General features: G+C 67.2%; 20 protein-coding genes. 8 read left to right on the top strand and 12 right to left on the bottom strand.

The genetic code is table 11. The features are described 5' to 3' along the window. On the top strand, positions 1-229 hold a 229-nt coding region (locus tag HZR14_RS14200), incomplete at its 5' end, for a DUF8168 family protein (protein WP_489675478.1). Here HZR14_RS14200 and HZR14_RS08700 read toward each other — a convergent pair. Together HZR14_RS08700 and HZR14_RS08695 are read right to left on the bottom strand one after the other, a co-directional pair. Further along, a complete protein-coding gene (locus HZR14_RS08700; RefSeq protein ID WP_181692474.1) occupies positions 204-1,385 on the bottom strand; it encodes a redox-regulated ATPase YchF in 1,182 nt (393 codons plus the stop codon). The two genes, HZR14_RS14200 and HZR14_RS08700, sit on opposite strands and share 26 nt — an antisense overlap. Before the next feature lie 43 nt (positions 1,386-1,428). Further along, complete coding sequence (locus tag HZR14_RS08695; protein WP_181692473.1) at positions 1,429-2,664, bottom strand: polymer-forming cytoskeletal protein; 1,236 nt, start codon at positions 2,662-2,664, stop codon at positions 1,429-1,431. A gap of 170 nt (positions 2,665-2,834) precedes the next feature. Here HZR14_RS08695 and HZR14_RS08690 point away from each other — a divergent pair, with 170 nt between their 5' ends. Together HZR14_RS08690 and HZR14_RS08685 are read left to right on the top strand one after the other, a co-directional pair. After that, positions 2,835-3,032, top strand: coding sequence for a DUF5800 family protein (locus HZR14_RS08690; RefSeq protein ID WP_181692472.1), 198 nt, complete (start codon positions 2,835-2,837; stop codon positions 3,030-3,032). A 261-nt stretch (positions 3,033-3,293) separates the two neighbouring features. Further along, the gene (locus HZR14_RS08685; protein WP_181692471.1) at positions 3,294-3,437 is read left to right on the top strand and encodes a hypothetical protein; all 144 of its coding nucleotides are present in this window, start codon (positions 3,294-3,296) and stop codon (positions 3,435-3,437) included. An 8-nt stretch (positions 3,438-3,445) separates the two neighbouring features. Here the strand turns inward: HZR14_RS08685 and HZR14_RS08680 are convergent, their stop codons facing one another. The 6 genes from HZR14_RS08680 to cheB form a co-directional block, all read right to left on the bottom strand. Next, positions 3,446-4,054 (bottom strand): undecaprenyl diphosphate synthase family protein, encoded by a 609-nt coding sequence (locus HZR14_RS08680; protein WP_181692470.1) that lies wholly within the window; start codon positions 4,052-4,054, stop codon positions 3,446-3,448. 243 nt (positions 4,055-4,297) lie between these two features. Beyond that, on the bottom strand, positions 4,298-5,161 hold the full coding sequence (locus HZR14_RS08675; RefSeq protein ID WP_181692469.1) for a CheF family chemotaxis protein: 864 nt from the start codon (positions 5,159-5,161) through the stop codon (positions 4,298-4,300). Further along, entirely contained in the window at positions 5,158-6,477 is a 1,320-nt protein-coding gene (locus HZR14_RS08670; RefSeq protein ID WP_181692468.1) for a HEAT repeat domain-containing protein, read from the bottom strand. The genes HZR14_RS08675 and HZR14_RS08670 overlap by 4 nt, the downstream gene beginning before the upstream one ends. Position 6,478: 1 nt before the next feature. Beyond that, entirely contained in the window at positions 6,479-7,297 is an 819-nt protein-coding gene (locus tag HZR14_RS08665) for a CheR family methyltransferase (protein ID WP_181692467.1), read from the bottom strand. After that, positions 7,294-9,669, bottom strand: coding sequence for a chemotaxis protein CheA (locus tag HZR14_RS08660; protein ID WP_181692466.1), 2,376 nt, complete (start codon positions 9,667-9,669; stop codon positions 7,294-7,296). The genes HZR14_RS08665 and HZR14_RS08660 overlap by 4 nt, the downstream gene beginning before the upstream one ends. Then, complete coding sequence (gene cheB, locus HZR14_RS08655; RefSeq protein ID WP_181692465.1) at positions 9,666-10,775, bottom strand: chemotaxis-specific protein-glutamate methyltransferase CheB; 1,110 nt, start codon at positions 10,773-10,775, stop codon at positions 9,666-9,668. The genes HZR14_RS08660 and cheB overlap by 4 nt, the downstream gene beginning before the upstream one ends. 244 nt (positions 10,776-11,019) lie before the next feature. On the opposite strand from cheB, the gene HZR14_RS08650 reads away from it, so the two are divergent. Both HZR14_RS08650 and HZR14_RS08645 read left to right on the top strand, forming a co-directional pair. Beyond that, positions 11,020-12,477 carry an RtcB family protein gene (locus HZR14_RS08650; RefSeq protein ID WP_181692464.1) on the top strand — a complete coding sequence of 486 codons (1,458 nt, stop codon included), beginning with the start codon at positions 11,020-11,022 and terminating at the stop codon, positions 12,475-12,477. A 25-nt stretch (positions 12,478-12,502) separates the two neighbouring features. Continuing rightward, positions 12,503-13,729 (top strand): lactate racemase domain-containing protein, encoded by a 1,227-nt coding sequence (locus HZR14_RS08645; protein ID WP_181692463.1) that lies wholly within the window; start codon positions 12,503-12,505, stop codon positions 13,727-13,729. Between the two features lie 108 nt (positions 13,730-13,837). On the opposite strand, the gene HZR14_RS08640 is transcribed toward HZR14_RS08645, so the two are convergent. Then, on the bottom strand, positions 13,838-14,374 hold the full coding sequence (locus HZR14_RS08640) for a YqaA family protein (RefSeq protein ID WP_181692462.1): 537 nt from the start codon (positions 14,372-14,374) through the stop codon (positions 13,838-13,840). A gap of 246 nt (positions 14,375-14,620) precedes the next feature. Here HZR14_RS08640 and HZR14_RS08635 point away from each other — a divergent pair, with 246 nt between their 5' ends. Then, positions 14,621-16,360: a hypothetical protein gene (locus HZR14_RS08635; protein ID WP_181692461.1), complete on the top strand. Its 1,740-nt coding sequence runs from the start codon at positions 14,621-14,623 to the stop codon at positions 16,358-16,360. A gap of 71 nt (positions 16,361-16,431) precedes the next feature. Here the strand turns inward: HZR14_RS08635 and HZR14_RS08630 are convergent, their stop codons facing one another. After that, positions 16,432-16,662 (bottom strand): NUDIX hydrolase, encoded by a 231-nt coding sequence (locus HZR14_RS08630; protein ID WP_181692460.1) that lies wholly within the window; start codon positions 16,660-16,662, stop codon positions 16,432-16,434. A gap of 71 nt (positions 16,663-16,733) precedes the next feature. Here HZR14_RS08630 and HZR14_RS08625 point away from each other — a divergent pair, with 71 nt between their 5' ends. Then, on the top strand, positions 16,734-17,492 hold the full coding sequence (locus tag HZR14_RS08625) for an MBL fold metallo-hydrolase (RefSeq protein ID WP_181692459.1): 759 nt from the start codon (positions 16,734-16,736) through the stop codon (positions 17,490-17,492). A gap of 5 nt (positions 17,493-17,497) precedes the next feature. Here the strand turns inward: HZR14_RS08625 and HZR14_RS08620 are convergent, their stop codons facing one another. Then, positions 17,498-18,565 carry an mRNA surveillance protein pelota gene (locus tag HZR14_RS08620; RefSeq protein ID WP_181692458.1) on the bottom strand — a complete coding sequence of 356 codons (1,068 nt, stop codon included), beginning with the start codon at positions 18,563-18,565 and terminating at the stop codon, positions 17,498-17,500. Between the two features lie 417 nt (positions 18,566-18,982). Between HZR14_RS08620 and HZR14_RS08615 the strand changes: the two genes are divergently transcribed. After that, positions 18,983-19,207, top strand: a complete 225-nt coding sequence (locus HZR14_RS08615; RefSeq protein ID WP_181692457.1) for a DUF5795 family protein — start codon at positions 18,983-18,985, stop codon at positions 19,205-19,207. On the opposite strand, the gene HZR14_RS08610 is transcribed toward HZR14_RS08615, so the two are convergent. Continuing rightward, positions 19,204-19,542 carry a 2Fe-2S iron-sulfur cluster binding domain-containing protein gene (locus HZR14_RS08610; protein WP_181692456.1) on the bottom strand — a complete coding sequence of 113 codons (339 nt, stop codon included), beginning with the start codon at positions 19,540-19,542 and terminating at the stop codon, positions 19,204-19,206. The two genes, HZR14_RS08615 and HZR14_RS08610, sit on opposite strands and share 4 nt — an antisense overlap.

Here is a 19,542-nt window from a genome sequence, read left to right as displayed (position 1 = left end):
CGGTGAAGCCGCCTCGCACGGTCCGTTCGGATGGTCAGCGGGACCTCCGGTCCCGCACGACTTGAGGCCGGAGGCTCCGCCTCGAAAACTGCTGAAGTACCACACGCTCCTCGTGGCGGCCCTGCTGGACAACTACCGTGCCGGGAACGAGTTCCCCGATCTCCGGCTCGTCGTCGATTCGGCGGGCGAGGCCGTCTTCTCGCTCACGTCGCCGTCGAGACGATCTTGACGACGTCGCCTTCCGCTAGCTCGTGGCCCTCGCCGATCCGGCGGTTCCGTCTGGCGTCGACGGCGTGGAGATACCCCTCGCCGATGTCCGAGTGGACGGCGAAGGAGAGATCCGTCGGCGTCGCCCCGGCCGGCAACAAGAACGCGTCCGGCAGGACGTTCCCCTGGCCGTCGCTCCACCGCGTCTCGTTTTGAACGGGATAGACGGTGATCCGATCGAGCACGCCGTAGACCGCCTCGTCGAGCGCGCTCTGAACGCCGGTTCCGTCCCACGCCTCGACGACGGAGCGGACGCGGTCGAGGCCGTCACGCTGTGCATCGGAGACGTCGCCGGTGATCGTGAAATCGCCGTCGCCGGGATGGTACTCGACGACGTCGGCTTCCGCCGCCCCCCGGAGGGCGAGTTCGCCCTCCGCCGTACAGGGGATCACCCGATCGGCCGCCTCCCGGAGCCGTTCGACGTTCCGCTCGGGGGCGATATCGGCTTTGTTCGCCACGACGACGATCGGCTTCGTCCGGGCGCGGAGCAGCCGAGCCAGTCTCTCGCGGTCCTCGTCGTCCCACGCCATCGGGTCCTCCGGATAATCGAACTCCCGGAGAATGGTCGCCACGTCGTGTTCGCTCGCGCCGACGCCCGTAAGCATCTCCGTCAGCGCCGCCTCGACGTCGAACTCGGGGGATCGCGACTGGCGTTCGATCGTCTCCCAGTTGCGGTCGACGATCCCGGCGAGCCACAGGTTCATTTCGCGTTCGATAAAATGAACGTCCTCGACCGGATCGTACGACCCCACTTCGACCGGTTCGCCCTCCTCGTTCGTCCCGCCGGAGGCGTCGACCACGTTGAGAATAACGTCGGCGTTCGTCAACGCGTCGAGAAACTGATTGCCGAGTCCCTTCCCCTCGTGGGCCCCCGGGACCAACCCGGCCACGTCGAGCAGTTCGATCGGGACGTAGCGTTTTCCGTCCCGGCAGTTGTCGTTACCGCACCGGGCGTCCAAATCAAGACAGGGACACCGCGTTCGGACGTGGCTGACGCCGCGGTTCGCGTCGATCGTCGTGAACGGGTAGTTGCCGATATCGACATCGGCCCTCGTGGCGGCTTTATAGAACGTCGACTTGCCGGCGTTGGGTTTGCCGGCGAGGGCGACCGAAAGCATACCCCGGATACCGGAGCCTCGCGTATATGTGTCCCGGTCGCCGCTATCGGTCCCCACTGCCGGTTGGATCGGTATCGTCGTCGGCGTCATCGCCCGTGGTGTCGTCGGCGTCATCGCCCGTGGTGTCGTCGGCGTCATCGCCCACACCAGCATTCGGTTCCGCTTCGGCGATGACCGCGGCGATGCCGTCGCCGTCCGTCGCCCGTCCGTTCTCCCCCCCGAGATCGCTTTCGGCGACCGGGCTCACCGCCGAGATCGGCTCTCGATCCCCATCCTCTGGTCCCGGAGCCGGGAGCGTCCCCTCCCCCAGCGGGACGATCGCCGGCACCGGGGGCTCCCCGTCGGTACGCACACCGACTTGGTCGTCAGGACCGATCGACCCCGACTCGACGTCCGGGTCTCCGGACTCGGGGGGCTCTCCAGAGGAGGACGCATCCACCGAACCGGGAGCGTCCTCGAACCTGATGCCGTCGTTCGCCCGGATCGTCCCATCGACCTCGGCGGCCTCGGAAAGTTCACACCGGCCACAGGAGATGTCGCCGCGGACGTGGACGCCGGGGGCGATGCGTACGTCGCCGTCCCGGGTCGTCACGTCGCCGTGGATGACGGTTCCGCGGCCGACGCGGATCGCGCCCTTCGAGCGGAGGCTACCGAACACCTCGGTCTCCGTGCCGACCTCGATGTCCGTCGCACGGATGTTGCCGTGCAGCCGGCAGTCGTCGCCGATGGACGCCGGCGTCGAGACCCGCCAGGCGTCGTCGGAGACGCGCGCACCACGCGGGATCCGCGTGGGCTCCGCCGCCTCCGGGTCGTCCGCGAACGCCGCCGTCGCGACCTCCTCGGCGGCTTCCTCCTCGCCGATACGGAGTAGATGCGACAGATACACGAACAAGAAGACGATCGTCGGCATCGGGTTTCTGATGACGATCCAGCCGTTCGCCTCGAACCCCTCGTCGATGTCGACGTCGTCGCCGATGTCCAGATCCCCCGAGACGATGAGTTGGCCGGTGATGTGGACGCGTTCACCGAGGTAGGCGTCGTCGCCGACGAGCACATTGCCGTCGACCTCACACCACATGTCGAGTCGGCAGTCGCCGTCGGCTTCGATGTCACCGCCGAAGCTAACGCGCTCGCCGGCCACCACGCTGCCGCCGCGGACGCCGAGTTCGATGGTGCTTTGTCCACCGATGAGGACGTCGCCGTCGGTGACGAGGTCGTGTTCCTTTACGTGAGTCCCGTCCGGGATCACGAGTTCCTCGAGGGGATCCGAACCGAACACGGTTGTTTCGTGTTCGGCGTCCGTATTAACCCCTCCGGCGTCGTCTGACGCGAGTCTGACGGCGGCGATTGGTCCGCTCTCGTGGGTCGGTCCGCTCTCGTGGGTCGGTCCGCTCTCGTGGGTCGGTCCGCTCTCGTGGGCCTTATACGCGAGAGCGGCCAACGCGTGGTATGACCGTTCTGTCGTTCGATCAGGAGGGCGTCGACGTCGTCTATGAGGGCACCGAGTTCCGTATGGAAAAAGAGCTCATAGAGGAGGCGACGGAGAAGGAGTATCCCGACGTGACCGACCACGAGGTACTGCAGATGGTAGAAGAAAGCCCTCCACTGTCGGGGGAGCCCCGACGGGTCGCCGAGATACTGGACTGATACTGCCGGACGTACGTTCGTGAACATCCGACTCGGTGCATGCCCGAACCGCCGGTCGAACGTGCGTGTCGAGTAGCCCGCGATTCGAGTCGGTACGTCCGGCAGTATGAGGCTGCCGACGATCCGCTTGGACGACATTCACGCCTCGGTGCCGTGGTCTCGTCACGAACGTCTCGCCGGCAGTATGAACGCGGCCGGGATGCCTCCAGCCGGCTTCCCGAGGGGCAGTATTTATCAGTACTCGCGGCCGAACGAGGAGATATGGACACCACCGACCTCCGATCCGAACTCGGCCACTCCTCGTTCGTCACCGCCGGTGGCACCTTCGCCGCCTACGCGCTCATCATCATCGGTATGACGCTTCTGTTGTTCGGGGTCCCGTATCTGATCTTCCTGCTGTTTTGATCGCTTTCCTATCGGCCGAAGCGCCGCTTCCGCTCCTGGAAATCCCTGACCGCGCGCAGGAAGTCCCGACGTCTGAAGTCCCGCCAGTTGACGTCGGTAAAGTATAGCTCCGAGTACACCGACTGCCAGATGAGGAAATCGGAGAGCCGCTCGGCACCTGTCTTGATCACGAGGTCCGGCGGCGACGGAAACACGAGGCGGCGTTCGATGTCGCGCTCGTCGACGTCCTCGGGATCGAGTCTCCCCTCGGCCGCGTCCTCGGCGATCTGTCGGACTGCGGTGGCGAACTCCCGACGGCCGCCGAGACCGATGCTCACCTGTACCGGGGCGTCGGCGACCGCGTCGGCCCCCGGCTCACGGATCGCGATCGGTCGGGGACTGTCCAGCTCCGACAGCGCCGTCCGAAGCGTCGGAACCACCGCCTCGTCGAGGACGCTCACGTAGATCATCACCTCCTCGATACCGAGTTCGAACGCCCACCGGAGAAACGACGAGAGCGTGTCGTACGCACCCTGTTCGAGCAGGTCCCGCTCGGTCGTGACGAGGGCGATCCGCTCGGGGACGTCCTCGCCGCTCAGCCGGATCCGGGCGGCGAGATAGCGGTCGTACAGTCCCACGGAAGGACGTTCGTCCCCGACGTCCTGAACGTGTCGGTCCGGCGGCGGGTCAGATCACCGTCGCCGCGGCGGCCACCAGCCACATCACCATCAGGAGTACGAAGAACACCGCGATGACCTTCTGTCGGTCCATGCGTGGCTGTACACGTTCGATTTATAAAATCCCCTCGTTCGGTTGATCGGCGGAGCGAGCTTGGAGTGTCAAGCAGACCCCAGTTCCGTCGTTCTGCTCGCTCGAGTGCGTCACTGGCTGTTCATCGACTCGCTCGCGATGTTTCGTCCCCTCGGCTTCAGCGCCACTTCGCGGCGGATCCGGACCTCCTGGAGGACGTCCAACTCGACGAGACGCTCGTAGATCCCCTCGACGTCGTCGGGGTCCATATCGAGGAACTCCGGCACCTCGAACGAGGAGACGCCGGAGTAAAGCGCCATCAGAACCTCCTTTTCGTCCGTGCCGAGGTCGATCGAGGACGCGTTCCGTTCGGCCCCCCGTTCGAGGACCGACTCCAACACCGAGCAGTGTTTTTCGTTGCCGGAGAGGTAGGTCTCGACGCTCGTTCCCCCCTCCGTGTGTTCGGCCTCCAGGACCGGCCGTTCGGCGGATTTGACGGCCCGTTCGTCCCGCTCGACGGTTCCGATATCGTCGATCTCGATTCTGACGTAGGTCCCGTCCTCGACGGCGAGGTTGACCGCCTCCTCGTCGAGTTTGACTCGGGCTTTGTTCCATCCGACGTCCTGGACGACGCCGCCCTCGATCGCCGGATGTCTGATGAGGACGATCCGGCCGTCGATGATCGTCTTGTGTAGGGTTCGTTCGAAGCTCTCGGATTCGCCCGTCGAGACGAGGAACACGTCCCGCCCGGTTCGGACGCTCACGTAATCGCGCACCTGGGCGATCGCCTGGTTGACGTCGTATCGGCCCTCGATCGTGTCGATTTTCGGGATCTGGATCGTCCGTTTGCCCTCCGCCCCCGCGAGGACGAGCCGGCGGTTCGACAGCAGGATTCGCCCGTCCGCCCAGCCGATGTCGCCGAGTTTCTTGCCGTCCTTTATGACCTGTGTGAACCGTCCGGTAGTGTCCAGGAGCTTTCGCTCGGATTTGCTCACCGGGGACCACCTCCGCCGATACCGCCGAGTTTCGACAGCGCCGAGAACGCCCCCTCCCGGAGTCCGTCGTCGTCGGTCCGATCGACGAACTCGCCGAGCGCCGCCCTCGCGTCGTCGCCGCCGACCTTTCCGAGGACGAAAAGCGCCTTCGAGCGGGCTTCCCGGTCGGCTTCGCCGTCCCGAACGAGCGCCAGCAGGTCGGCCTCCAGGCCCGAACCGTCGAGCCTCGTGAGGCTGGTCGCGGCGAACTGAGCCGTCATGCCGTCGTCGTCTCCGAGCGCCGCCAGGAGTGCCTCGCGGGCCACGGATCCGTGTTCGGGGCCGACCACGCGGCCGAGGAGCCAGGCGGCGTTGCGCCGCTGTGGCGTGCCCGAACTCTCGGTCAGGATCTCCGAGAGCGGTGGGATGACCTCGTCGGCCGTTGCTCCCCCGAGTCGGTCGGCCGCGGCTTCGCGCACTTCGTGGCTCCGTTGTGGCGGGGCGTTCGAGAGAATCTCGACCATCGAGTACATCGCCGTCCGGCGAACCGTCTCACTCCCGTCTTCGAGGTAATCGACGAGTGCGTCGATCGGCCTGACGCTGCCGAACTGTCCGAGTGCGCCGGCGACGACGCGCCGCACCGATTCGCTTGCGTCGTCGGCCGACGCCAACAGCACCCCTAATGCGGCCTCGGTTCGGATCTCACCGAGCGCGTCGGCGGCGGCGACCCGGACGTCGATGTCCGGATCGTCGGACAGCCGCGATTCCAGCGCCCCGACCGCCCGCGGATCGCCGATACGGCCGCAAGCGGTCGCCGAACGGGCCCGAACACGGGCATCGGGGTCGGACAGACGGGCCACGACGGCGGCGGTTACGCTCGGGTCGCCGACCCGTCCCAATCCGGTCGCGGCCGCCATGCGGAGTTCGGGCTTTTCGTCGTCGAGCACGTCCGCAAACGCCCGTGCTGCGACCCAGTCCGTGGCCGATTCGATGTCCTTCTCGGAGAGTTCGTATACGACCCGCTCGATGGCGTCCTGGCCGTGGTGATCGAGCGCATCGATCGCGGCCGCCCGGACGCCCTCGTCGTCGTCGGCCTTGACGACCGACACCAACACGTCGATAACGGTCTCGGCGTCGGCGGCGTCGGGGACACCGATAGCGGGGCCGCCGGAGCCTTCACGCTCGAGGACGAGATCGGACTGCTCGAACGCCTCGTTCTCGAAGAGTCCGCCGATGATCTCGGCCGCCCGCCGTCGGATCGACGGATCGTCGCTCCGCCGGAGCGTCTCGACCAACTCCGACAGATCCCGCTCGCGCTCCAGTTGGTACAGCGACATCTCAGTCCCTCCGGTAGATGTGGGTACTCCTGTCGTAGGGGTCGTACTCCTCCCGGAAGGACCGGGGGAGCGTCTCGGATTTCCCGATCGTCAGGAAGCCGTCGTCGTCGACCGCGGCGGTGAGCGTCTCGAATATCGGTTCCTTATACGAGCTATCGATGTAGATGAGCAGGTTCCGACAGAGCACGAGGTCGTAGCCGCGCTTCGGAGTCCCGCTTATCAGATCGTGTTGCTCGAAGGAGACCATCCGCTTGACCGGAGCCCGGACGCTGAAGGACTGTTTGTCCCCGTCGATGTCGACGTGCTCGCCCGGATCCGACAGCGGTTCGAGCTGCTCGCCGATGTTCGTCGTCCGCGTCGACTCGTAGACGCCCGTGCGGGCATCCTCGAGCGTCTCGGCGTCGATGTCCGTCGCGGTGATCTCGACCGATCGCGCCCGGATATCCGGGTCGTCGCGGGCGAGCATCGCGATCGAGTACGGCTCCCGGCCGTCGGCGCAGGCGGCGCTCCAACATCGGACGGTCCCACCGGCTGCCGTCAGGTCCGCCAGCACGTCCCTGAGACGCTCCCAGACGTCCGGATTGCGGAAAAAGCTCGTGACGTTGATGCTCAGCGCGTCGAGGAGCGCGGCCCGCTCGTCGTCGCTCGTCGACAAGACATCGAGGTACTCCGCGTACCCCTCACAGTCCGTTCGCCGCATCCGCGCCGAGATCCGTCGATCGAGGTAGGACTCGTTGTACGAGCCCGGCTCGAAGGCCATGCGATCCGAGACGTAACCGATCACCTCCGACAGCCCCGGATCAGTCCCCGTCCGGCTCATTCCTCTAAGCTCACCACGTCGAGGATCGGAACGATGTTTCCGTCGCCGAGAATCGCGGTGCCGGAGAGTCCCGGGATTCCGCTGAGCGACCCCTCGAGGGGCTTGACGACGACCTCCTCTTGGTCGCTGAACGAGTCACATCTGAGCGCAACCGGCCGGACGGACTCGCGGATCCGGACGAGCATTCCGTCACTCGATCCGACGCCGGCGGTGCCCGATCCGACGCCGGCGGTGCCCGACCCGTCTGCGTCGACCGCCGCGTCAGCGTCATCCGGACCGCCACCGTCGACGGCGACGTCGAGGCTGTCACGACCGTCTCCCGTCGGTGAGGCGTCGTCTCCGAGGGCTCCGTCGTCGATCGAGAGGGCATTCCCGAGTCGGATGACCGGGTACACGTCGTCGTCGTGTCGGACGACGGTGCTCCCGTTTACCGTCTCCGTCTTGCTCGCGTGTGTCAACTCGTCGATGTTCTTGATCGGGATGCCGTACTCCTGATCGCCGACCTCGACGAACAGCACGTTTACGATGGCGACCGAGACGGGGAGCCGGAGTTCGACGGTCGTCCCCTCCCCGAGCGTGCTGTCGACGGTGACCGTACCGTCGAGTTGTTCGACCGTACTGTGGACGACGTCCATCCCGACGCCCCGACCGCTCACGTCCGTCACCTCGCCGGCGGTCGAAAACCCCGGGTGGAAGACGAGATCGTACGCCTCGTCGTCGCTCATGGACTCGGCGTCGGCCTTCGGGACGACGTCCTCGTCGATCGCTTTCTGCCGCATCGCGTCGGCGTCGATCCCGCCGCCGTCATCGGAGACGGTGATCGTGACGTGGTCGCGCTGTCTGGTGGCATCGAGTTCGATGGTCCCCTCGCGCGGCTTGCCGGCGGCCGCACGCTTCTCCGGCGGTTCGATGCCGTGATCGACCGCGTTCCGGAGGATGTGAATGAGCGGATCCTCGATCTCGGTCAGGATCGAGCGGTCGAGTTCGATGTCCTGGCCGTGCATCTCGAAGGAGAGTTCCTTGCCCTGGCTCCGGGCGACGTCCCTGACGACCCGCGGGAGGTTGCTCACGACGCGTCGGAGCGGAATGAGCCGCATGTCCATCACGGTGTTTTGGAGCCGCGAGGTCACCTTGTCGAAGTCGTTCAGGCTCGTCGAGGCCGTCTCGACGTCGCCGTCCTCGATGGCGCGCCGGATCGTGATCCGTCCCGTCACGAGCTGTTCGACGAGGCTGTGGAGTTCGTCGAGACGGTCGACATCGACGCGAACGGAGGAGATATCGTTTCCGCCGGTGGACGTCGAGGCGCTGTTTCGTTTGTCCCCTCCGCTCTCGTCGTCCCCGTCGTTCCTATCGTCCGAGGCGTCCCCGTCGTTCCTATCGTCCGAGGCGTCCCCGTCGTTCCTATCGTCCGAGGCGTCCCCGTCGTTCCTATCGTCCGAGGCGTCCCCCTCCGCGTGTTCGTCCACGCTCGAGGTATCGACGGTGTTGGTGGCGTCGGCAGCGTCGGCAGCGGCGGTAGCGGCGGTAGCGTCGGCAGCGGCGGTAGCGGCGGCAACGTCGGCAGCGTCGGTCCCGCTCGAAGCGCCGATCTCCGAGACGTCGAACGATTCGACGGCACCGATCCCGCCGAGTGCTCCGGCGAGTGCGTCGGCGTTTCCGCCGGGGACGAACACGTCGAACGTCCCGTCGTATTCGCCCTCCTCGATCACGTTCCGGTCCGGGGTCGTCCGTAACTCCTCGAAGGCGTCGGCGAGCGGTTCGAGGACCAACATCGCATCGACGCCGAGCATGCCGTCGGGGTCGACGCCGACCAGCGCGTGAACGACCGCCTCCGATCCGTTCATCGCGGGTGGTCCGTCGGCGTGGGCGAACTCGACCCCTATGTCCGCCGACTCGGCATCGTCCGCCGACTCGGCATCGTCCGCCGGCTCGGCATCGTCCGCCGAATCCCCCGATTCGTCTCCGCCGGCATTCCCGTTGTTGTCCGCGCCCTCGCCGCCCTCGATCGCCGCTCGGAGTTGAGCCGTCGCCTCGTCGGGGTTCGTCCCGGTGTCGCCCTCCCGGTCGATCTCGTCGACGATCGTCTCGATCCGATCGACGCCCTCGAAGGCGGCGTCCATGATCTCGGGCGTGACGTCGATCTCGCCGGCGCGTATCTCGTCGAGGAGGTCCTCCAGGACGTGGGCGAGTTCGCTCGCGTTCGAAAAGCCCATCGCGCCGAAGTTGCCCTTCAGCGTGTGGGCGGTCCTGAACACCGATTCGATCGCCTCGTCGTCGCCGGGATCGTCCTCGAGCGTGAGCAGGGCGTTATTGAGATCGGTGATGCTCTCGCGACACTCGGAGACGAATGCGTGTAGGTGGTCGTCGTTCATTGTTGCTCCGTGGTAGCGTCTACGATCCCGGCGACGAGTTCGTCCCGCGGACAGACGTCATCGACGGCCCCCGTCTCGATGGCCCGTTGTGGCATCCCAAACACCGCTGACGTCGCCTCGTCCTGTGCGATCACGGCCCCGCCGACCGCGCTCACCGCCCGAACGCCGTCGGCACCGTCGGCACCCATCCCGGTGAGGATGGCGACCGAGAGCGGGCCGTCGATCCGCTCGGCCGCCGTTCGGAGGGTCACGTCGACCGCGGGCCGAACGTTGTTGACCGGGTCGTCGTCGGTGAGCGAGACCCGGAGGCGGCCACCTCCGTAGCCCGATACTTCGAGGTGGCTGTCACCCCTCGCGACGAGGGCGTCGCCACCGCCGATCCGGTCGCCGTCGGCGGCCTCCCGGACCGTGTAGTCGCTGGCATCGTCGAGCCGTTTTGCGAACCGCTCGGTGAACCCCTCCGGCATGTGCTGGACGACGAGCACCCGGAAGTCGGCCTCGATCGGGAGTTCGCTGAGGACCCCCTCGACGACCGTCGGCCCGCCGGTCGAGGAGCCGATAACGAGCGTCGGGTGGTCCGGAACCTCCGTACCCCGAGACGTCGTCTCAGCCGTCGAAGCCCCGCCTGCCGTCCCGCCCCGTGCGTGTTGGGCCGCCGCTTCGGTCGCCGAGACGTCGGCGTTCGCGACCGATCGGACCGTCGAGACCAACGCCTCCTGTTGTTGTTTGAGCCCGATCGATACCTCGCCGCTCGGCTTCTCGAAGAAGTCGACGGCCCCCTTCTCCATCGCCTCGAACGTCAGTTCCGCGCCGTCGGCGGCGTGGGCCGACAACACCAACACGGGAGTCGGGCGTTCGGCCATGATCCGGTCGACCGCCTCGAGGCCGTCGACGCCGGGCATCTTCAGATCCATCGTGACGACGTCGGGGTCGGCATCGAGGACCGCTTCGATCCCCGTCTCGCCGTCCGAGGCGGTTTCGAGGACGTCGATCCCGGCCTCCTCGAGTATGTCGACGATGACCGTTCGCATGAACTGTGAGTCGTCGACGACGACGGCACTCACCCGGGCGTTCCCGCCGCGTTCCGCTGTCCTCGCCCGTGTCATGGCTCCCGGATCACCGGCCCGACTGGACGGCTTTCTCCGAGGACCCCGCGGCGGTATGAACCACTCGGAACCTCCCGACGGCGCGGTACTCCCGACACTCTCATGCCCGGAACTGTTCGGGCACCCATATGAAGGCCCGTTCGGACTCAGCGTTCGTCACGGATTTCGAGCACCGGGGGGCCGGGACGTCTCGTCGTTCCGCCCCGGTCGTAAGCTATTGGGCCGCCCCTCACGAACGGCCCGTATGACTACGTACGAGGCGGGCGACGTCACACTGCGGAAGGTCCGCGACTACGTCTGGGAGATCCCGAGGGCGGGCGACATGCGGGTTCCGGCGAGGGTGTTCGCGAGCGAGCGCCTCCTCGAGGAGATCGTCGAGGACAGAACCCTCGAACAGTTGCGGAACACGACGCATCTTCCGGGCATCGAACAGTACGCGATCTGTATGCCCGACGGCCACCAAGGCTATGGGTTCCCGGTCGGCGGCGTCGCGGGTATCGACGCCGAAGACGGCTGTATATCGCCCGGAGCAGTCGGCTACGATATAAATTGCGGTGTGAGAATGCTGAAAACAAATCTCGAATACGGCGACGTACGGGGCCGCGAGGAGGCGCTCGTCGACGCGCTCTTCGAGGCGATACCGTCGGGACTCGGCGGCGGCGGCGTCATCGAGGGCGACCACGGCGTCCTCGAAGCCGCGCTCGAAGGCGGCGTCGAGTGGTGTCTCGGGGCCGGCTACGCCGTCGAGTCCGATCTCGAACACTGCGAGGACAACGGGGTCCGGTCGGACGCCGATCCCGACGCCGTCCCACAGCGCGCGAAGGACCGCGGCCAAAACCAGATGGGGTCGCTCGGCTCCGGAAATCACTTTTTGGAGGTCCAACGCGTCGCGGAGGTGTTCGACGCGGCGACCGCCGAGGCCTACGGGCTCGAGGCCGACCAGGTGGTCGTGTTGATCCACTGTGGCTCGCGGGGGCTCGGCCACCAGCTCTGTACGGAGTACCTCCGACGGATCGAAAAGACGCACACGGAGTTCGTCGAGGCGCTCCCGGACAGGGAACTCGCCGCGGCTCCCGCGGGGTCGCGGCTGGCCGAGGAGTACTACGGCGCGATGTGTGCGGCGATCAACTTCGCGTGGGTCAACCGACAGCTCATCACCCACCGGACGCGGACCGTCTTCTCGGACGTTTTCGGCGAGCCCTGGGAGGCCCTGGAGATGGAACTGCTCTACGACGTGGCCCACAACATCGCAAAAAAAGAGACCCACACCGTCGACGGCGAGAAACGGGAGCTGTACGTCCACCGGAAGGGTGCAACGCGGGCGTTTCCCGCCGGCCGATCGGAGGTCCCCGAGGCCTACCGCGATGTCGGACAGCCGGTCATCATCCCCGGCAGCATGGGTGCGGGCTCGTACGTCCTCCGCGGCGGCGCGAACTCACTGGAGGTCTCTTTCGGCTCGACGGCCCACGGCGCTGGGCGGCTGATGAGCCGGACGCAGGCGAAAGACGAGTTCTGGGGCGGCGACGTCCGGGCGGAACTGGAGGGCCGCGAGGTGTACGTCAAAGCGCAAAGCGGCGCGACGATCGCCGAGGAAGCGCCGGGGGTATATAAGGACGTGGACGAGGTCGTCCGCGTCTCGGAGGCGCTCGGGATCGGCGACGCCGTCGTCCGCGTCGAGCCGGTCTGTAATATAAAAGGATGACGCACGAACGACGGCCCGTATATACATGACCCCGGTCCGCGTGCCACTCGGCGGCCGATCGATCGACGTCGCGCTCCCCGACTGTGCGGTAACCGTCGCGGACCCGCCCGGCGGCACCGCCGTCGACGTCCGGGCGGCGGCCGAAGCGGCCGTCGCGGAGCCGATCGGGCCGGGACTCGCCGACTCGGTCGCTCCCGACGACAGCGTCGTGATCGTCGTCACCGACCTGACTCGGGCGACGCCGGACGCCGAACTCGTCGACGTCCTGTGCGCCGAACTCGCCCGGGCGGGCGTCCGAAAGGGACAGGTGACCGTCGTCGTCGGGTTGGGCCTCCACCGGCCGATGACCGACGCGGAACTGGCGGCGATGCTCGGCGAGCACGCCGACATCGCGGTGAACCACGACCCCGATGACACCGTCGTCGTCGGCCGCGTCGACGGCGTCCCGATCGAGTGCAACCGCCGCGTCGCCGACGCCGACCTCGTCCTCGCGACGGGCATGGTCGAACCCCACCAGTACGCCGGATTCTCCGGCGGCGGCAAGACCGTCGCGATCGGTGCCGGCGGCGAATCCCTCATCAGCTACACCCACGGCCCGGAACTGCTCTCGCGTCCGGGCGTCAGGCTGGGCCGGATCGAGGACAACCCCTTCCGGGCGGCCGTCGACGAGGCCGGTGATCTGTGTGGGCTCGGGTTCTGTCTCAACGTCACCCACGGCCCCGCCGGCATCCTCGACGTGGCGGCGGGAACGCCGCGCCCGGTCGTCGAGACCCTCGCCGACAGCGCGAGGGAGGCGCTTTCGGTCGAGGTCGACGGCGAGTACGACGCCGTCATCGCCGGCGTCGGCGCGCCGAAGGACGCGACGCTCTATCAGGCGACCCGCGCCGCGACGTACGTCGCGTTGGGGGCGAACGACCCCCTGCGGTCCGGCGGCCGACTCGTCGTCCCCGCGGCGCTCACCGAGGGTGCCGGCGAGGGAACCGGCGAGCGCCGTTTTTACGATCGGCTCTCGGGCGCGAGCGATGCCGACGCCCTTTATGCTGAGATGCGCGAGGGCTACGAGCCGGGCGCTCAGCGGGCCTTCGTCCTCGCCCGGGTGCTCACCGAGTACGACGTCTACGTAACGAACAGCGACGCGCCGGACGTCGTCGACGCGTGCTTGATGGAGTCACGCGAGCGCGTCGCGGACGCGATCGAACCGGGCAGCGACGTGCTCGTCGTTCCCGATGCGCTCCACACGCTGCTCGTCTAGTGGGACGGACTCGACGGCCTGACTCGGCGGACTCGACGGCCTGACTCGGCGGACTCGACGGCCGGACTCGACGGGACAACGCACACCGCGGACGTCCGCCCGGCAGTATCAAAACACCGTCACGATCCCGCCGAAGAGCCCGACCGTGACGGCGAGGCGGCCGAGGCTCCCCAGAAACGTCGCAACGGCGAACCTGACGTAGTCCCGCTCGAGGATAGCGAAGGCGTAAATGGAGATCGTGTCCGGAAAGAACGGAACCGAGAGCGCGATCGCCAGGCCGCCGTAGCCGAAGCGCCGTGCCAACTGTACGGACCGTCGTTCCGACCACTCGAGGACGTCGAACCGAGAGCGCCGCAGCCACCGGGTGATCGGTCCGGCCCGTTTCGCCTCCTGACCGATGTGAAACGCGAGGACGCTCCCGGCGGCCTTCCCGGTCGCGCTCACCAACATGATGCCCAGGAGGTTCACCGCCGGCGAGCCGGCGAGATCGATCGGGGCGAGCAACACGACCTCGCTCGGCCCCGGGAGGACGAACGCGATCAAAAACGAGTACACGAAGACGACCCCCATCCCCACCCAGCCGGTCGCCGATTCGACCAGCGCTCCCAATCCCCCACCGAGTGCCGAAAGTAGCGTTCCGATCATGTGTTCGCGTAGTGCGTCCGTATCGGCCCTTCGGCCCTCGTGGACTAAACGGTAGGGGTTCACTCCCGTCGTCCGGAAGCGATGGACGCCGGTTCGGTTGGCCCGCGGACCGGCACGTCGCGGACGCGTAGCTTGCGGACCGGCACGTCGCGGACGCGTAGCTTGCGGACCGGCACGTCGCGGACGCGTAGCTTGCGGACCGGCACGTCGCGGATACTTATGGGTATGCGTACACTACCGGACCCAATGGCAGCCAACAGTCCCTCCGGAGGCGACGACGGATCGTTCGACGTCCCCGGCGGCGGGTCGGGCGGGCGATCGCTCGCAATCCACGCCGCCACGCGACTCCTCGGCGTCGGCGTCGTCGTCCTTCTGTGGTATGTCACGCGACCGCTCTGGCATGGGTTCGTCTACGGCGTCCTCTACTCGCCCGGACTCACGGTGTTCGGCGGCGGCTCGGTCCTCGCGGCGCTCGTGCTGTGGTTTCTCCCGCCCTTCGACGTCGACGAGGACCGAACCCGCCCGCTCGGACGTGTCCTGCGGGAGGCCGACAGTCCCGTCGACGTGTTGTTGGAACTGCAGGGCTCGCCGGGGCGGAAACTCCGGCTGTTCGTCACCGCCGTCGGCGTGTTGGCGATCCTGTCCGTGCTCGTCAGCGTGCCCGCGGGCATGTTCGAACAGCGCACGCTCGCCCAACAGACGATGGGCGAGGCGACCGAAGTCGAGGAGTTCCCGCAGGCGAACCCCGAGAACCCCCGAGTCGTCCCCCGGCAGGTAGCCGACATCACCACGCGTGGGTCCGTTTCCTATCGCCAACACAGACTCGGGACGAGCGACATCGCCCGCACGGAATCGGGCGCGTTGGCGTGGTCCTACGCCATCCAGCCCGACGGCTTCCGGAACACCCTCATCGAGCACCAACGCGGGGTTCTCGTCACCGAGATGACCCGCATGGACGACCGACAGATCGAGGTGTACGAAGAGGAGTTCACGTACGGCGAGGGGATGTTGCTCCACCGCTCGGCGGATTGGAACCTCAAAAAGACCGACTACGTCACCGAGTACGACGACGACGCCGTCGAGTTCAGCCACGACGGGCGGCCCTACATGTACTACCCCAAGACGGGCCACGAGTGGCACCTGACACCGTTCCCGCACACGACGCCGACGTGGGACGGCGGGGCGTTGCTCCATCCCGACGGGCGGATCGACCACCTCACGCCCGAGGAGGCCCGATCGGAGCCGATCCTCGAGGGACAGCGGCTCTATCCGACGACGCTTACGCGCACGGAGATGCGGTCGCTCGGCTACCGAAACGGCATCATCAACCAACTGCCCACCGTCGGCGCACACAGAGGGCAAATCGAGGTCGCCAGGCTCCCCTCCGGAGCCGACAACGCCCAGCCGTTCGTCATCGATCTCGAGGGCGAGCGGATGTCCTACGTGACCGCGATGGAGCCCTACGGCGAGGACACCCGCGGCCTCGACGAGGTGTGGTTCGTCGACGCCGAGACGGGCGAGTATACCTTCTTCGGGACCGACGACGAGACGTTGACGGGGCCGGAACGTGCGATGGGGATCGCACGCTCCGCCGACTCGCGGACGAACTGGGGGCAGAACTTCGTCGTCGCCGAACCGGTTCCGGTCACGATCGACGGCGAGTTGTGGTGGCACATCAAGGTCTCGCCGACGGACTTCACCGACGTGACCCGGAACGTCTTCGTCAACGCCGACACCGGCCGAACGGTCGAGATACGCGACGACGAGGCGGTTCGGTCGTTCATCGCCGGCACGGTGGCCGACGAGGACCTCGAACCCATCGAGGACGGCGACGAAACGGTCGACGCCGTCTACTACGTGATCATCACCGACGAAAACGGGGACGTAGTCGAGCGGATCCCCGTCGAACCCGGCCAGGAGACGGCGATCGTCGAACCCGACGACGAGCGGGCGAGGGGCAACGAGACGGTCGCCGGGGCCGGCTGACCGCTGTCGGCGTCACCCGTCCGTATCGGCGGTGACGCACTCCCCGCCGTTTTCCGCTTCGATTTCGGCCATCACACGCCCGTGGAACGCCCGAGAGAAACGCCTCGATCGCCTCGACGTCGGGGCCGACTTCCTCTCTCGTCTCGTGGACGCAAAGCCTCTCTCGCGGTCTCGTCGCGTTCGAGGAGTCCGCCGGGGAGAACCCACTGCCCCTCGAACGGCGGGTGATCCCGTTCGAGGAGCAGGACGTCCCCGTCGAGGACGATCACGGCGTCGCTCGCGAGCGCTCGGACGTCGACCATACTGGACCGTCGGGCGTGATGCATACATTCATGTATGAACATACTTCCCCGGCGGCCCCGACCACGTCGGTATGCGAGTGACCTTTCTCGGCACCGGTTCGGCGATGCCGACCGGCGATCGGTTCCAGACCGGCCTGCTAATCGAGGATCCCGACGGCGACGCGGGGCCACTGCTCGTCGATTGCGGCAGCGGCGTCCTCCACGGCCTCGCGGAGACGAGCGTCGGCTACGAGGGGATCGAGACGGTGCTTTTGACCCACCACCACGTCGACCACGTCTCCGACCTGATGGCACTTTTGAAAGCCCGGTGGCTGGCCGGCGAGACCGACCTGGAGATCGTCGGTCCCGATGGCACCGAGGCGCTTCTCCGGGGACTGTTCGACGTCTACGAGTACATGGACGGGCGGATCGACCTCTCGATCCGCGAGATCGGCCCCGGCTCCGAGACGGTGGCCGGCTACGGCGTCGAGGCGGCCGAAACCGCCCACTCGGCGTACGGTCTGGCCTACCGATTCGAGAGCGAGGACGCGGTCTTTGCCTTTTCGGGGGATAGCGAGGCGACCGAATCCGTCGCGGAGCTCGCGGAGGGCGCCGCGGTGTTGGCCCACGACTGCTCGTTCCCGGACGAGATCGACGTGGATAACCACCCGACACCGGGCCGACTCGGTGAAGTGCTTTCGGGCCACGAAATCGGCCGCGTCTATCTGACGCATCTGTATCCCCACACCGAGGGCCGCCACGACGAGATGACCGACTCGGTCGAGGCGGCCTTCGACGGCGACGTTCGGGTGGCTCGCGACGGCCTGACGGTGGATCTGCGGCGGAAGTGACCGGATCAGTTCAATCGATACCGCAACAGCGCTGCGATCCCGCCCAGATTCCCGAGTTGCTGGCCGGGGTCGAACTCGTGAGAGAAGACGACCACGTCGCCGCCCTGCCGTTCGACGTTCGAGATGATTCCGTTGACATCGCGCGCCCACTCGCCTTCGTCCGCGCGCTCCTCCCGGAGGCGCTCGTCGAGGACGAGTAGCGTCTCGACGGCCCCGTACTCGGCGGCCTCGGCCACCTCGTCGATCCCGTAGGCGGCTTTTGCTCCCTCGGCGATCCGCTCCATCAGCTCGTCGATGTACTCCGCCTCCTTCGAGATCCGGGTCTCGGTCTGGATCCGGTCGACCGCACCGCGTTTCAACACCTCGTGGACGCCGCGATCGCCGACGCTCGCGGTGTCGACCGTCTGGATCCGCTCGGCCGCTTCGGGGGCGGCGTCCTCGATGTGGTCGAGGGCGTCCCGTTTGGTAAAGCCGGGGCCGGCGAGGATGATCGCCTCCACGTCGAGGCGTTTCAGGACGGCGGCCAGCTCCTCGAACAGTTCGTTGCGACCCCGGGCGTACTCGCCCTTGCCGGTCGTCCCGGTGATCGTCGCGCGCTCTTCGACACCGTATTGGGCGACAGTGTGGACGTGGGCCTCGCCCTCCTCGACGGTCGCGATGGCGACGTCGGGCTGTTCCGCCGTCTCGACGGCCTCCTGTAGGCGTTCGAGTTGGTCGACCTGCCAGTCCTTCTCGACCGTGATTTCGTCGTGTTCTTCGACGTTGAACGTGTGATGAAAGCCGAGTTGGTCCTCACGCGAGCAGTCGACGATCTCGCCGCCGACGCGGAGGCGGTTCGCGAACTTCGCGAACTCGACGTCCGCCACCTCGACTTCGAGCCACATCGGCTCGCGCTGGCCGCCGGTATCGCGGGTCATGTCGTCGTCGCGCTGAATCCGGCGGGTCGTATCGCCCGAGACGGCGTCGCCCGGTTCGAGAATATAGGTGAGATGCCACAGGTCGTCGAGGCTCTCGGGGACGACGGTGATCCGTTCGCGCCCCCCTTCGACGGTCTCGCGGTCGGCGATGCGCATACCGGCAGTGGGGCCGGCAGCGATAAGTGCGCTCGGGTTCGGACCGCAACGGCGGGGCGACCCGCTCGTACTGCCGGCAAGACGTTCGTGATACCGCCGGACGTACGTTCGTGAACGTCCGGCTCGGTACATGTCCGAACCGCCGGTCGAACGTACGTGTCGAGTGGCCCGCGATTCAACTGGGTACGTCCGGCAGTATGAGGGGACTGCTGTCGTCAGATCCCGGCGAGTGCCCCCCGAATCGACGCTCGCCGGTCCGTCGGTCCGACGACCCACACGAGCCGGGGCGTCCACTCGCGCGATCCGACGGCGGTCGGGCTCTCCATTCGCGCGATCCGACGGCGTCGGGCCGTCCGCCCGAGACGCCCCGTAACCGCAACGGTCAGGCTTAGGTCCGTCGGCGTCCGTTACCCCAGTATGGCCGATAACCGCGTCGTCGAAGGACGGATGGTAACGCCGAAAAAGCTCGCCGAACTCGTCGAGGGCGAAGGCGTCATGGACGCCGAAGCGATCGAGGACGCCGACCGCGAGTGCCCCGAGTGCGGCGGCAACGTGCTCTCCGTCGGCTACATGCCGAGCGTCACGGAGTTCATCACGGGGTATAAATGCCAGGACTGCGGCTGGAGCGAGACGGACCGCTAGTCCGGCAGCAACTGCCCCCAAAGGACCTTCTCGACCAGCTCGACCGTCATCGGTTCCGTGACCCGAATCCGACACGACAGCCGGAGGTACCCCCACCGCTTGGCCGCCGCGTCGTGGAGCCCCGCCGCCGGGACCGCCGTCCCGTCGCCGCCCTCGATCCGGACGCCGCAGGTGCCACACAGCCCGCGCCCGCCGCAGTTCGTCACCCGCGAGACGGACCCGTATACGTCGACGCCGTTCGAGCGGAGGACGTCCCGGAGGACTGCCCCGCGTTCGGCCTCGACGGTCGTCTCCTCGCCGTCCTCGCGGACGGTGACCGGGATCGTCCCGTCCAT

The organism is Natronomonas salinimetallica (assembly GCF_013839515.1).
Lineage (GTDB): Archaea > Halobacteriota > Halobacteria > Halobacteriales > Haloarculaceae > Natronomonas.
The sequence above is the reverse complement of the archived record's forward strand: the minus strand, read 5'-3'. Positions and strand labels throughout refer to the sequence as shown.

Coding starts and splice junctions, on each gene's coding strand:
- HZR14_RS08635 (WP_181692461.1), top strand. CDS start 14,621: ATGGCAGCCAACAGTCCCTCCGGAGGCGACGACGGATCGTTCGACGTC.
- HZR14_RS08650 (WP_181692464.1), top strand. CDS start 11,020: ATGACTACGTACGAGGCGGGCGACGTCACACTGCGGAAGGTCCGCGAC.
- HZR14_RS08610 (WP_181692456.1), bottom strand. CDS start 19,542: ATGGACGGGACGATCCCGGTCACCGTCCGCGAGGACGGCGAGGAGACG.
- HZR14_RS08670 (WP_181692468.1), bottom strand. CDS start 6,477: ATGTCGCTGTACCAACTGGAGCGCGAGCGGGATCTGTCGGAGTTGGTC.
- HZR14_RS08640 (WP_181692462.1), bottom strand. CDS start 14,374: ATGATCGGAACGCTACTTTCGGCACTCGGTGGGGGATTGGGAGCGCTG.
- HZR14_RS08615 (WP_181692457.1), top strand. CDS start 18,983: ATGGCCGATAACCGCGTCGTCGAAGGACGGATGGTAACGCCGAAAAAG.
- HZR14_RS08620 (WP_181692458.1), bottom strand. CDS start 18,565: ATGCGCATCGCCGACCGCGAGACCGTCGAAGGGGGGCGCGAACGGATC.
- HZR14_RS08665 (WP_181692467.1), bottom strand. CDS start 7,297: ATGAGCCGGACGGGGACTGATCCGGGGCTGTCGGAGGTGATCGGTTAC.
- HZR14_RS08660 (WP_181692466.1), bottom strand. CDS start 9,669: ATGAACGACGACCACCTACACGCATTCGTCTCCGAGTGTCGCGAGAGC.
- cheB (WP_181692465.1), bottom strand. CDS start 10,775: ATGACACGGGCGAGGACAGCGGAACGCGGCGGGAACGCCCGGGTGAGT.
- HZR14_RS08700 (WP_181692474.1), bottom strand. CDS start 1,385: ATGCTTTCGGTCGCCCTCGCCGGCAAACCCAACGCCGGCAAGTCGACG.
- HZR14_RS08685 (WP_181692471.1), top strand. CDS start 3,294: ATGGACACCACCGACCTCCGATCCGAACTCGGCCACTCCTCGTTCGTC.
- HZR14_RS08690 (WP_181692472.1), top strand. CDS start 2,835: ATGACCGTTCTGTCGTTCGATCAGGAGGGCGTCGACGTCGTCTATGAG.
- HZR14_RS08630 (WP_181692460.1), bottom strand. CDS start 16,662: ATGGTCGACGTCCGAGCGCTCGCGAGCGACGCCGTGATCGTCCTCGAC.
- HZR14_RS08625 (WP_181692459.1), top strand. CDS start 16,734: ATGCGAGTGACCTTTCTCGGCACCGGTTCGGCGATGCCGACCGGCGAT.
- HZR14_RS08645 (WP_181692463.1), top strand. CDS start 12,503: ATGACCCCGGTCCGCGTGCCACTCGGCGGCCGATCGATCGACGTCGCG.